Source organism: Streptomyces sp. ISL-36, assembly GCF_018614205.1.
In the GTDB taxonomy this organism is placed as follows: Bacteria; Actinomycetota; Actinomycetes; order Streptomycetales; family Streptomycetaceae; genus Streptomyces.
The window spans coordinates 22,983-34,827 of sequence record NZ_JAGGOS010000021.1 but is presented as its reverse complement, the minus strand read 5'-3'; the positions used below and the strand labels follow the sequence as shown (position 1 = coordinate 34,827).

Genomic DNA, 11,845 nt, shown 5'->3' with positions numbered 1-11,845 from the left:
GGTCAACAAATACTGGGCTCTGTGACTCAAGTCACAAGGGGTGAGGAAGCGTTGCAAGGGGTACGGAAAGCGCTCCCTCCGTTTTTTGAACGCAAATCGGCGACGCGGTACGGGGCGGCAGGGGGCGCGGTACGGCGCGCGGCGGGGCGCGGTACGGCGCGCGGCAGGGGGGCGCGCGGTACGGGGTGGGGGCCACTGGTCCTAGGACTGGCGGGGGTGCTCGTTCTGGTTCCCGGGCCCGATGTCCCGGCCCGGCGGCCGGGGCTAGCGTGCGAGGTGTGCTGACGACGACCCCCGCCCCGCCCCCCGCCTCGGATCTGGCGATCCCTCATGCTGAGGGGGTGAGCAACGACGAGTTCCGGGCGGCGATGTCCCGCCTCGCGGCCGGCGTGGTGCTGGTGACGGCCCACGACCCCGACGACGGCCCACGCGGCGAGGACGTCGGCATGACGGCGACCGCGTTCATGTCGGTCTCCCTGGACCCGCCCCTGGTCCTGGTCAGCCTGCGCAACGGCTCACGCATGGACGACCTGCTCACCGAGGTCCCGGTCTGGGCGGTCTCGGTGCTCGCCGAGAGCCAGCGCCACGTCGCAGGCCGCTTCGCGATGAAGGGCCGGGTGAGCGACCGCCTGCTCTTCGCGGACATCCCGTACACCCGGGGCGAGGAGAGCGGCGCGCCTCTGGTGGGCGGCGCGCTGGCCACCCTCGAATGCCGTACCGAGAGCCGGGTGGTCGCCGGCGACCACACCCTGATCGTCGCCCGCGTCCTGACCGCGGCCTTCCCCTCCCCCGAGGGCGGCCCGCTGACCTACTTCAAGGGCAAGTACCGCCACCTGGCCTGAGGCGCGGACGGCCGGCCGGAGCCCGCCCACGGGGCCGGGCGGAGGCCCGGGTCAGCTCCAGTCGCGGCCCTGGCGCCCCGGGCCGAGGCCCGGGTCAGCCCCAGTCGCGGCCCTGGCGGCCCCGCTTCGTCTCCGAGCGCTGCTTCTTCACCCTCAGCCGGCGTTCGTTGATGCCGCGGGGGATCTTCGTCGCGCGGCGCGGCTTCGGGGGCGGGGCCGTGGCCTCGGCGAGGAGGGCCGTGAGGCGGACCGCCGCCGTCTCGCGGTTGCGCCACTGCGAGCGGTGCTCCGAGGCCCGGACCGTCACCACCCCGTTCACGAGGCGTGAGGCCAGCCGCTCCAGCGCCCGCGCCTTCCAGACCTCCGGCAGTGCCTCCGTCGACGCCAGGTCGAACCGGAGCTCCACCTGCGAGTCGCTGGTGTTGACGTGCTGTCCGCCCGGCCCCGACGACCGCGAGAAACGCCACATGAGCTCGGCCTCGGGCAGCGAGACGGAGCCGCGGATCAGATACGGACCGGACATGCCCCCCATGTTCCCCGGAGCGGCTTCCCCACGTCATCCTGTTTTCCCGCCCTGGAACCGGCGGGGCACCGTCCGCGTTATCCCGTGTGACGAGTGACGACAGTACGAAGAAAGGGACATCCCATGGCTGTAAGCCTGTCCAAGGGCGGCAACGTCTCCCTGACCAAGGAGGCTCCGGGCCTCACCGCCGTCACCGTGGGCCTCGGCTGGGACGTCCGTACCACCACCGGCACCGACTTCGACCTCGACGCGTCCGCCATCGGTGTCGACGCCGCCGGCAAGGTCGCCTCCGACGCCCACTTCGTCTTCTTCAACAACAAGTCGACCCCGGACCAGACCATCGTCCACACCGGTGACAACCGCACCGGCGAGGGCGGTGGCGACGACGAGCAGATCAACGTCAACCTCGCCGCCCTGCCCCCGAACGTGGACAAGATCGTCTTCCCGGTCTCCATCTACGACGCGGTCAACCGCTCGCAGAACTTCGGCCAGGTCCGCAACGCCTACATCCGCATCATCAACCAGGCCGGCGGCACCGAGATCGCCCGCTACGACCTCTCCGAGGACGCGGCCGTCGAGACCGCCATGGTCTTCGGCGAGCTGTACCGCAACGGCGCGGAGTGGAAGTTCCGCGCGGTCGGCCAGGGCTACGCCTCCGGCCTGGAGGGCATCGCCCGCGACTTCGGCGTCAACCTCTGACGTACGGGATCACGATCACCGAAGGGCCCCGGCGCACCCGCGCCGGGGCCCTTCCCCTCGGGGCCCCCTTCAGGCGCTCTTCGGCTTCCCGTCCCCGTACAGCCACACGTCCCACACCCCGCTCAGGTCCTCCCCCGCCACGTCCTCCACATAGGCGGTGAAGTCGGCGGTGGAGGCGTTCCTGTGACGGTACGTCGCGGGCCAGCCGGCCAGGATCTCGTAGAAGGTGTCGTCGCCGACCTTCTGCCGGATCTTGTGCAGCACCATCGCGCCCCGCTGGTACACCGGCGGGTCGAACAGGTTCTCCGCCGTGGGAGGTTCGGCGGGCGGGAACGCCCAGTTGACCTCGGTGGCGAAGGCCTCCTCGAAGCTCCGCTGCGCCGGTGTGCTCTCGAAGTCCTCCGCGTACAGCCACTCCGCGTACGTCGCGAAGCTCTCGTTCAGCCACATGTCCCGCCAGGTCGCGGGCGAGACGGAGTTGCCGTACCACTGGTGCGCCAACTCGTGGACCAGCGTCGGGACGTCGAAGGAGTTCTGCGGGAGGACGGGCCGCGTCTGGGTCTCCAGGGCGTAGCCGACGTCGCCGGTCCGCTCGACGATCGCTCCCGCGGAGGAGAAGGGATAGGGCCCGAAGTTCTCCTGCTCCCACTCCAGCAGTTCGGGGATCCGGTCGAGCAGCGGCCCGCTCGCGGCGGCCACGGAGGGGTCGGCGGCGCTGAGGACGGGGACCTTCGAGGGGGTGGTCGCGGCCCTCGTCTCGTACCGGCCGACGGCGAGCGTCGCGAGATAGCTCGCCATCGGCTCCGCGGAGCGCCAGACGGCGGTGGTCCGGCCGTTCTCCGTCCGCTCGGACGTCCGCACGCCGTTGGAGAACGCCCGCAGCCCCTGCGGGACGGTGACGGTGATGTCGTACGTCGCCTTGTCGGAGGGGTGGTGGTTGCCGGGGAACCAGGCCATGGAGCCGACCGGCTCGCCGAGCGCGAGCGCCCCGTCCTGCGTCCTCAGCCAGCCCTCGCCCGCACCGTCGCCGTCGGTGATCTTCTCCGGGACGCCGGAGTAGGTCACGGTGGTCCGGAAGTCTTGTCCTCGGTCGATGTCCTCGCGCGGCCGGAGCGTCAGCTCGTTCCCGGCCCGATTGACGGCGGCCGGTGCGCCGTCGACGGTGGCGCGCTCGACGGTGAGTCCGGCGAGGTCCAGGTTGAAGGCGCTGAGGTCCTGGGTGGCCCGGGCGGTGATCTCGGCGGTGGCGTCGAGCCGACCGCTCGCCGGATCGTAGGCGAGGGTGAGGGCGTAGTGGCCTACGTCGTAACCGCCGTTGCCGAGCTTGGGGAAGTACGGGTCGCGCAGCCCGGCCGCTCCCGGGGTGCCGTGCACTCCGCCGTCCGTGTCGCCGGTGCACCCGGCGAACAGGAGCAGGGCGGCGACGGTTGCGGCGGCCGGGGCGAGGGGGGCTCGGCTGCGCGTTTTCACGTGCCGATCCTATGCAGCTCCCGCCCGTGTGGCGCTCATACGGCATCGGTGGCGCCCGGCGGGGTCCGGGCGCCACCGACGTAGGAGGGGGCTGCGTGGGGCGGACATGCCGGGGGGGCGGGCACGCGTGGGGCGGGGCCACGTGGTGCGGCGCCACGTCATGCCGGCCCACGTGGTGCGGGCCCACGTGTGCGGCCTACGTGTGCGGCCCACGTGTGCGGCCTGCCTCTCGAGCGGCGGCTACTTGTTGAGGGCCTCGACGCCGGCCAGGGCGAACTTCTCGTCCAGGTCGCCGCTCGGGGCACCGGCCACACCGATGCCGGCGATCGGGGCGCCCTTGACGGTGACCGGGGCGCCACCGCCGAGGAAGAGGGTGCCGGGGATGTCCTTCAGGTTCGGGGCGGTGGTGAGGCGCTTGGCCAGCTCGGAGGTCGGGGCGTTCCAGGAGACCGCGGTGAAGGCCTTGCGCACGGCGGACTCGTAGGACTGCGGGCCGGCGCCGTCGCCGCGCAGCGTCACGATGGTGTTGCCGTTGCGGTCGACGACGGCGACCGAGACGCGCTGGTTCTCGTCCTCCGCGGCCTCCAGGGTGGCCTGCGCGGCCTTGGTGGCGGCCTCGATCGTCAGGTGGGTGGACTGCTGGAGGTTCTGGTTCGCGGCGTCGGCCTTGAGGGCGACGGCGGGCGCGGCGGCCGGGGCGGAGGCGTTGGCGGAGACGGCGCCGAAGGTACCGGCGGCGACGACGGCGACGGTGGCGGCACCGATCAGGATCTTCTTCATGGTGGGCTCCTTCGAGGACTGCGATGGTGGAGGACTGAAAAGGTCGAGCCGTGCCACGGTCGACGGTCGAGCCGTGCGACGGTCGACGGTCGGGCCGTGCGAGGCGGGGCGGCGGGATTCCTTCCGCCTTCGCTCTGCCTTCGCTCTGCCTTCGCTCTGCCATCGATCCTCCGGCCGGATCCGGGCCCGTACGGTCCACGGAGCGGCTGCCTCCGGCACGCGGTACGGACGACACGCGGGTCAGCCGATCGGTTGATGCCGGTGTGGTCCCCCAGGGCCACCATGGATACGTACACCCAGGTCAGGACCGTCAGGAAGGCACACGATGGAGCAGGACCCGGACGCCCGCTGGCTGGCGCGGGTCATGCACATCGCCTTCTTCCTCCTGCTCGGCGCGTCACTGGTCCGCTTCCTGCTGCGGCACCCGTGGGAGGACCGCAGCCCGTGGATCGTCGCCCTCTCCGGCGCCCTGGCCTCCCTCTATCTCCTCGGCCCCGTCCTCGGAACCCGCGCCACCCCCCGCCGTATCGCCTGGCTCTTCACCGTCGTCGCGGTCTGGATGGTCCTCGTCGTCCTCGCGCCGAGCTTCGCCTGGTGCGCGGTGCCGCTCTTCTACACCGGCCTGCGCACCCTTCCGCCGCGCGCCGCCCTCGTCCTGGTGGCGCTGCTCACCGTCTTCGTGGTCACCGCACAGGTCCAGCTCTCGGACGGCGCCTTGGATCCGAACCTGATCGTCGCCCCGCCGGCCGTCGCCGCCATCGCCACCGCCGTCTTCGTGCACGCACAGCGCCAGGCCGACCGCCAGCGCGCGCTGATCGACGACCTGATCCGGACCCGGCGCGAACTAGCCGCCATCGAGCGCCGCGAAGGCACCCTCGCCGAACGGCAGCGCCTGTCGATGGAGATCCACGACACCCTGGCCCAGGGCCTGTCCAGCCAGCAGATGCTGCTCCAGGCGGCCGAGCGCACCTGGGACGGCGACCCGGCGACCGCGCGCCGCCATGTCCGTACCGCCGAGTCCATCGCCGAACGCAACCTCGCCGAGGCCCGCCGCTTCGTCCACGACCTCGCCCCCGCCGACCTCGCCGAGGGCGGCGGCCTCGAGGAGGCGCTGCGCACGCTCGCGGGCCGCGAGTCCGCCGCGTTCCGGGTCGACGGCACAGCGGTCCCGCTGCCCGACCGCGTGCAGTCGGCGCTGCTGCGGATCGCCCAGGGCGCCCTCGCCAACGTCCGCGAACACGCCGCGGCCACCTCCGCCGCACTGACCCTGACCTACCTCGACGACCAGGTCGTCCTCGACATCGCCGACGACGGCCGCGGCTTCGAACCTCCCTCGACCCGGGAGCCAGGGGTACGCGGTCATGGCCTGCCCGCCATGCGGGTGCGCGCCCAGCAGCTCGGCGGCACGCTCACCGTCGAGTCCACGCCGGGCGAGGGCACGGTGCTCTCGGCCGCGATCCCCCTGACGCCACCACGGGAGACGACGCCATGACCGTACGGATCCTGCTCTGCGACGACCACGCCGTCGTACGCGCCGGGCTGCTCGCCCTCCTCGGCAGCACCCCCGACATCGAGGTCGTCGGCGAGGCCGGCAGCGGCGAGGAGGCCGTGGCCATGGCGTCGAAGCTGATGCCGGACGTGGTCCTGATGGACCTTCAGCTCGGGCCCGGTATCGACGGCGTCGAAGCGACCCGCCGTATCGCCACGCCGGACGTGCACGTCCTGGTCCTCACCACGTACGACACCGACGCGGACATCACCCGCGCCATCGAGGCCGGCGCGACCGGCTACCTGCTGAAGGCCGAGCGCCCCGAGGAGCTGTTCGCGGCGATCCACTCCGCCGCCCAGGGCCGTACGACCCTCTCCCCGCCCGTCGCCAGCCGCGTCATGGACCGGATGCGGGGCGCGGCCGGTCCCACCCTCACCGACCGCGAACGGGACATCCTGGGCCAGCTCGCGCGCGGTCTCGGCAACCGGGAGATCGCCCGCGCCCTCTTCATCAGCGAGGCGACCGTGAAGACCCATCTCGGGCGGATCTACGCCAAGCTCGGCGTCGACACCCGGGCCGGCGCGGTCTCCGTCGCGAAGGAACAGCGCCTCCTGCCGTAGCCCGGAGGCCCTTGAGCCTCCGGCCGTGACCCCATCTCCGCTGCTACTGTGCGTTGCCAGTCAATCGCAAGGTGCTACGTCCAGTGGGAGCGCACGTGAAGATCGCCTGCGTCGGCGGTGGGCCCGGCGGCCTGTACTTCTCGATCCTGATGAAGCGGCAGGACCCGTCCCACGAGATCACCGTCTACGAGCGGAACCCGGCCGGGTCCACCTACGGCTGGGGCGTGACCTACTGGGCCGGGCTGCTCGACAAGCTCCGTGACGGCGACCCGGAGTCCGCCGAGGCGATCGGCGCCGCCTCGGTCACCTGGACCGACGGGACGGCGATCGTCCGCGACAAGCGGACCGTCCACCGCGGCGACGCCGGCTTCGGAGTCGGCCGCCGCCGGATGCTCGGCCTGCTCGCCGAGCGGGCCGCATCCCTCGGCGTACGGGTCGAGTTCGAGCACGACATCACCGGTCCCGACTGCCCCGAGCTCGCGGACGCCGACCTGGTCGTCGCCGCCGACGGCGTGAACAGCGTGCTGCGCGAGGCCCACTCCGTCCACTTCGGCGCGCGGATCCACGTCGGCCGCAACCCGTACATCTGGCTCGGCACCACCAAGGTCTTCGACGCCTTCTCCTTCGCCTTCAAGGAGACCGAGCACGGCTGGATCTGGTGCTACGCCTACGGCTTCAGCGGCGAGCAGTCCACCTGTGTCGTGGAGTGCTCCCCGAAGACATGGCGGGGCCTCGGCCTCGACCGGCTGGGCGAGGCCGAGAGCCTGAACCTCGTGGAGAAGCTCTTCCACGACCTCCTCGACGGGCATCCGCTGATCGGCCGCGCGCAGGCCGACGACGCCGCCCAGTGGCTGCGCTTCCGCACCCTGACCAACGAGGTGTGGCACCACGGCAACCTGGTCCTGCTCGGCGACGCCGCCCACACCACGCACTACTCGATCGGCGCGGGCACCACGCTGGCCCTGGAGGACGCCCTCGCCCTCGCGGCCGCACTGAAGGACCACGGCCGGGCCGGCTGGGATCTCGACGCGGCCCTGGCCCGCTACGGCCGCCGCCGGCGCGCGGAGCTGCTGTCGGTCCAGAGCACGGCCCGCTACAGCGCCCAGTGGTACGAGAACCTCCCCCGCTACATGCGACTCGACCCGGTCCAGATGTTCGCGCTCCTCGGCCAGCGCCACTCCCCCCTGCTGCCGCACATCCCGCCCCAGCTGTACTACCGGCTCGACAAGGCGGCCGAGCGACTGGAACCGCTGCGCCGCTTCAAGCGCTGGCTGGGCCCCCGGCTCGCCCGCACCCTCCACGCGCGCACGCGCGCCTGAGCCGAGAGGCGGGGGCCGGCCCTGGGGCCGCAGGGCCGGCACAGGGCCGCAGGGCCACCCGCCGGCAGCGGGCCGCCCCTCCATCCGCGGGCTGCCCCTCCCGCCGCAGGCCGGCGCAGGGACCGCAGGCGGGCGCAGGCTTCCCTCCACCCGTGGGCCGCCCCTCCGGCTTCAGAGCCGTCCGGGGGCCGCCCCTCCGGGCGGGCGGGGCCGGTCGCGTCGCCGTCGTGGGACCATCGACCCGTGCTCGACATCGGCTACTCCCTCTCCCGTCGCTTCCCCGACCCCCCGCAGACCGACTACCGCCGCGCGGACGTCCACGCCCTGCGCCACGACCTCTTCTGCGGGGACGTCTACCTCGCCGACCCCAAGGCCGACCGCGAGCTGTCCACAGCCTGGGGATGGGTGCCGGTGCTCGACTTCGCCTGGGCGCTCTGCGACATCGTCGAGCAGCTCGACCGCGACCCGCGCGGCAACCGCGCCTCGCAGCCCCAGTACGCCGAGCTCGACTTCACCGAGTCCACGGACCGCATGCTCTTCGAGCGCCGCTTCGGCTGGGTGGACGTGGAGGCCGACTGGATGCCGGGCGACGAGCCCCCGCTCACCTTCAACCACCGCGAACTGCGCCGCGAGGCCCGGGACTTCCTGCACGACCTGATCGCCGACCTCACCGACATGCACGAGGGCCTCGGCGACAACCCGGTGATCTGGGACCTCCAGGCGCGCTTCCCCCGCGTCCCGTAGAACGCCCCCCACATCCCGTAGGAACACCCCCCTCAAGGGCCGGTCAGTCCTCCACCCGCACCCCCAGCTGAGCGGCGAACACCGGCGCCAGGTCCAGCAGCTGCCCCGTGCTGATCACCGCGCCGGACAAGGCGTCCACCCCGCGCGCGATCTCCAGACGCTGCACCGTCCGCAGATCCACGTCCTTCATCCGCGCCCCGCCGAAGTCCGCCCCCGTCAGCACACAGTCCCGGAACTCCACCCGCTCCAGCCGCGCGCCCCCGAAGTCCGGCTCGCTCAGCACACACCCCTCGAAGACGACGTCCTTCAGCTTCGCCATCCGCAGATTCAGATAGTCGATCTTCCCTCCCCTCACCACCACCCTCTCCAGCACCGCTCCGTGCAGCTGCGTCCCGCCGAGCCGCGCGTCCACGACCTCCACGTCCCGCAGCGACGCCCCCGCCAGGTCGGTGCCCACTCCCCGGATGCCGCTCAGGACGGAGTCCATCACCCGCGCCCCGGTCAGCCGCGTCTCGTCCACCGCGCACTCCCGCAGCGCGCAGTCCAGGAACCGCGCGCCCGGCCCGTCCTGCCCCGCCAGATCGAGTCCCGCGAACTCGAGGCCGTCGTAGTCCCCGTCCGGTTCGAGCCTCCCTGCGTACGCCGTGAGCGGCGGCAGGCGCACCTCCGCCCGCCGCACCGCCGCCACCGCCTTCTTGCCGTTCCGTGTCGCCATGCCCCCCATCGTGACGTGTGTCACTGACAACGCCCCCATGTCACATCGCGCGCTCCCTCGCCCGTCCCCTTCGTGAGACCGACACGAGGGAGAGGCACATGCAGCGGAACACCAGGCACATCACCGTGATCGGTGGCGGCTTCGCCGGACTCACCGCGGCCATCACCGCCGCCGAGGCCGGAGCCGAGGTCACCCTCCACGAGGCCCACCACACCCTCGGCGGCCGCGCCCGCACCGCCGAGGGCCCGTACCGCACCAACGAGGGCCCGCACGCGATCTACGCCAAGGGCCCCCACTGGACCTGGCTCAAGCAGCGGGGGCTCCTCGGCCCGCTGGCACCCCTGCCGGCTCTGGAGGGCGCCCGGTTCCGCTTCCACCGGGACGGGGCGCTGCGCCGCACGCCGCCCCTCGCGTTCCTGCGCCACACCCTCCGCCCGGCGGAACAGGCGCCCGTCGACATCGACTTCCTGACCTGGGCCACGCAGATCGCGGGCCCCGCAGCGGCCCGCGACGCCGCCGCCTACAGCGCGGTCGCCCTCCACCACCACGACCCGGGTGCGCTCTCCGCCCGCTTCGTCCAGGAACGGCTGCACCGGGCCGCCTCGCTGCCGCCCGAGGCGCACTACATCCGCGGCGGCTGGGGACGGATGGTCGACCGGATGGCCTCCCGCGCGGGGGAGCTGGGCGTGCGGATCGAGACCTCGTCCCGGCTCGACGAGCTCCCGTCGGATCAAGGGCCGGTCGTCGTCGCCACCTCCCTCCCCGCGGCCGCGCGGCTTCTCGGCGACCCGGGCCTGACCTGGGGGAGCGGCCGTACCGTCCTGCTGGACCTCGCGCTGCGCACGCGCAAGGGCGACCCGTTCGTCCTCTCGGACCTCGACGCACCGGGCTGGATCGAGCGCTTCACCGCCCAGGACGCGTCCCTCGCGCCGGCCGGTGAGCAGCTGATCCAGGCGCAGCTCCCGATCGGCCCGGACGGGTCCAAGGCCGACGGTGTCGCCCACGCCGAGCGCCTGCTCGACCTGGGGTTCCCCGGCTGGCGGGAGCGCACTCTCTGGCGCCGCGAGGCCTTCTCCGGCGGCCGTACGGGAGCGGTCGACCGGCCCGGCACCACCTGGCGCGACCGCCCGGCGATCGACCGCGGTGACGGCGTCTATCTCGCGGGAGACCAGGTCGCGGCCCCCGGCGTACTGGCGGAGGTCTCCTTCACCAGCGCCGTGGAGGCGGTGTCCCTGGCGCTGCGCGCATCACGCCTTGACCTCAAGCACGCTCGAGGTTGAAAGCTGGTCCACGTCAAGGACCTCACCGGACCAGGGGAGCCCCGCCATGCACGCCATCCGCCTCCACGCCTTCGGCCCCGCCGAGAACCTCACGTACGAGGAGACCGCGGACCCCGTCCCCGGCCCCGGGCAGGTGCGGATCGCGGTCACCGCGGCGGGCGTCCACCTCCTCGACACCGCCCTGCGCAGGGGGGAGAGCGGCCCGTTCCCCGCCCCCACCGAGCTGCCCACGATCCCCGGCCGCGAGGTCGCGGGCACCGTGGACGGCCTCGGTGAGGGCACCGACCCGGCCTGGCTCGGCAAGCGGGTCGTCGCCCACCTCGGCCTCGCGCCCGGCGGCTACGCCGAGCTCGCCGTCGTCGACGCCGCCAAGCTCCACGAACTCCCCGACACGCTCGGCGACTCCGAGGCCGTCGCCATGATCGGCACCGGCCGCACCACCCTCGGCATCCTCCAGTTCACCGAGCTCGGCCCCGACTCGATCGCGATCGTCCCGGCCGCCGCCGGCGGCATCGGCACCCTCCTCGTCCAGTACGCGAAGAACGCCGGCGCCACCGTCATCGGCCTGGCCGGCGGCCCCCGGAAGGTCGCCCTCGTCCGGGAGAACGGCGCCGACCTGGCCGTCGACTACAAGCTGCCCGACTGGCCGGAGCAGGTCCGCGCCTTCCTCGGCGACCTCCCCCGGACTCCGTCCGGGGAGACCCCCATGGCCACCGTCGTCTTCGACTCGGTCGGCGGCGACACCGGTCGCGCCGCCGTGGACCTCCTCGGCAAGGGCGGACAACACCTCGTCTTCGGCTGGTCCGGCAAGGGCCCCCACGACGGCGAACCCCTCACCTTCACCGAGGAGGAACTCGCCACCCGAGGCATCACGTCCCAGGGCGTCCTCGGCCCCGCCATGATCCAGAAGGCGGGCGGCGACATCCGCACCCTCGAACTCGCCTCCCTCGCCGCGGCCACGCAGGGCCGCCTCCGCCCCGCCCTCCACCACTTCCCCCTCGCCGAAGCGGCAGCGGCCCACCGAGCCCTGGAGACCCGCGGCACCACGGGCAAGGTCGTCCTGATCCCGTAACCCCCAGCACGAGGGTCCGCGGGCCGGGGCCCCGGCCCTACGCGCCGCCCGCCCCCAACTGGCCGGTTTCCTTCGGTGCGGTGAATGTGGCGCAGCAATGCCGGGCAACCGTCGCAAGCCCCCGCGGCGGTCCTTCTACCGGTGCATCGCGAAGTCGCACGGCCAAGTACGACCGGCTGCGTTCCCGAGTCGCGGAACAGCTCGCCGCCGTCGAGAGCGCCCTGTCCAAGCTCCCGGAACCCGTCATCGACCTGTCCATGTTGCTGGACCCTGAGGAGGCAGCGGAGGCCCC

13 protein-coding genes are annotated in these 11,845 nt (G+C 72.9%); 9 read left to right on the top strand and 4 right to left on the bottom strand.

What is annotated here, in order from left to right; translation table 11 throughout:
• The first annotated feature begins 278 nt into the window (after positions 1-278).
• Entirely contained in the window at positions 279-842 is a 564-nt protein-coding gene (locus J7E93_RS05870) for a flavin reductase family protein (RefSeq protein ID WP_215066179.1), read from the top strand.
• 94 nt (positions 843-936) lie between these two features.
• On the opposite strand, the gene arfB is transcribed toward J7E93_RS05870, so the two are convergent.
• Positions 937-1,374, bottom strand: coding sequence for an alternative ribosome rescue aminoacyl-tRNA hydrolase ArfB (gene arfB, locus J7E93_RS05865; RefSeq protein WP_215066178.1), 438 nt, complete (start codon positions 1,372-1,374; stop codon positions 937-939).
• A 114-nt stretch (positions 1,375-1,488) separates the two neighbouring features.
• Here arfB and J7E93_RS05860 point away from each other — a divergent pair, with 114 nt between their 5' ends.
• Entirely contained in the window at positions 1,489-2,064 is a 576-nt protein-coding gene (locus J7E93_RS05860; protein WP_215066177.1) for a TerD family protein, read from the top strand.
• Positions 2,065-2,133: 69 nt separating this feature from the next.
• On the opposite strand, the gene J7E93_RS05855 is transcribed toward J7E93_RS05860, so the two are convergent.
• Both J7E93_RS05855 and J7E93_RS05850 read right to left on the bottom strand, forming a co-directional pair.
• Positions 2,134-3,534: a M1 family metallopeptidase gene (locus J7E93_RS05855; protein ID WP_215066176.1), complete on the bottom strand. Its 1,401-nt coding sequence runs from the start codon at positions 3,532-3,534 to the stop codon at positions 2,134-2,136.
• A 240-nt stretch (positions 3,535-3,774) separates the two neighbouring features.
• Entirely contained in the window at positions 3,775-4,314 is a 540-nt protein-coding gene (locus J7E93_RS05850) for a heme-binding protein (protein ID WP_215066175.1), read from the bottom strand.
• 325 nt (positions 4,315-4,639) lie between these two features.
• Between J7E93_RS05850 and J7E93_RS05845 the strand changes: the two genes are divergently transcribed.
• The 4 genes from J7E93_RS05845 to J7E93_RS05830 all read left to right on the top strand — a co-directional run bounded on the left by J7E93_RS05845 (position 4,640) and on the right by J7E93_RS05830 (position 8,486).
• Positions 4,640-5,806, top strand: a complete 1,167-nt coding sequence (locus J7E93_RS05845) for a sensor histidine kinase (protein WP_215066174.1) — start codon at positions 4,640-4,642, stop codon at positions 5,804-5,806.
• Entirely contained in the window at positions 5,803-6,423 is a 621-nt protein-coding gene (locus J7E93_RS05840) for a response regulator transcription factor (protein ID WP_215066173.1), read from the top strand. Before J7E93_RS05845 ends, J7E93_RS05840 begins: the two co-directional genes overlap by 4 nt.
• A gap of 95 nt (positions 6,424-6,518) precedes the next feature.
• Positions 6,519-7,742, top strand: coding sequence for an FAD-dependent monooxygenase (locus J7E93_RS05835; RefSeq protein ID WP_215066209.1), 1,224 nt, complete (start codon positions 6,519-6,521; stop codon positions 7,740-7,742).
• A 243-nt stretch (positions 7,743-7,985) separates the two neighbouring features.
• Positions 7,986-8,486, top strand: coding sequence for a hypothetical protein (locus tag J7E93_RS05830; protein ID WP_215066172.1), 501 nt, complete (start codon positions 7,986-7,988; stop codon positions 8,484-8,486).
• Positions 8,487-8,529: 43 nt separating this feature from the next.
• On the opposite strand, the gene J7E93_RS05825 is transcribed toward J7E93_RS05830, so the two are convergent.
• Entirely contained in the window at positions 8,530-9,201 is a 672-nt protein-coding gene (locus J7E93_RS05825; protein WP_215066171.1) for a pentapeptide repeat-containing protein, read from the bottom strand.
• Between the two features lie 98 nt (positions 9,202-9,299).
• Here J7E93_RS05825 and J7E93_RS05820 point away from each other — a divergent pair, with 98 nt between their 5' ends.
• The 3 genes from J7E93_RS05820 to J7E93_RS38280 are packed head-to-tail and all read left to right on the top strand — an operon-like array spanning position 9,300 to position 11,827.
• Positions 9,300-10,481, top strand: a complete 1,182-nt coding sequence (locus tag J7E93_RS05820; protein ID WP_215066170.1) for an FAD-dependent oxidoreductase — start codon at positions 9,300-9,302, stop codon at positions 10,479-10,481.
• Between the two features lie 46 nt (positions 10,482-10,527).
• Positions 10,528-11,553: a zinc-binding dehydrogenase gene (locus tag J7E93_RS05815; protein ID WP_215066169.1), complete on the top strand. Its 1,026-nt coding sequence runs from the start codon at positions 10,528-10,530 to the stop codon at positions 11,551-11,553.
• A 58-nt stretch (positions 11,554-11,611) separates the two neighbouring features.
• Positions 11,612-11,827, top strand: a complete 216-nt coding sequence (locus tag J7E93_RS38280; protein ID WP_374105360.1) for a zinc ribbon domain-containing protein — start codon at positions 11,612-11,614, stop codon at positions 11,825-11,827.
• Positions 11,828-11,845: the final 18 nt, after the last annotated feature.

Coding starts and splice junctions, on each gene's coding strand:
- arfB (WP_215066178.1), bottom strand. CDS start 1,374: ATGGGGGGCATGTCCGGTCCGTATCTGATCCGCGGCTCCGTCTCGCTG.
- J7E93_RS05845 (WP_215066174.1), top strand. CDS start 4,640: ATGGAGCAGGACCCGGACGCCCGCTGGCTGGCGCGGGTCATGCACATC.
- J7E93_RS05825 (WP_215066171.1), bottom strand. CDS start 9,201: ATGGCGACACGGAACGGCAAGAAGGCGGTGGCGGCGGTGCGGCGGGCG.
- J7E93_RS05815 (WP_215066169.1), top strand. CDS start 10,528: ATGCACGCCATCCGCCTCCACGCCTTCGGCCCCGCCGAGAACCTCACG.
- J7E93_RS05850 (WP_215066175.1), bottom strand. CDS start 4,314: ATGAAGAAGATCCTGATCGGTGCCGCCACCGTCGCCGTCGTCGCCGCC.
- J7E93_RS05860 (WP_215066177.1), top strand. CDS start 1,489: ATGGCTGTAAGCCTGTCCAAGGGCGGCAACGTCTCCCTGACCAAGGAG.
- J7E93_RS05840 (WP_215066173.1), top strand. CDS start 5,803: ATGACCGTACGGATCCTGCTCTGCGACGACCACGCCGTCGTACGCGCC.
- J7E93_RS05820 (WP_215066170.1), top strand. CDS start 9,300: ATGCAGCGGAACACCAGGCACATCACCGTGATCGGTGGCGGCTTCGCC.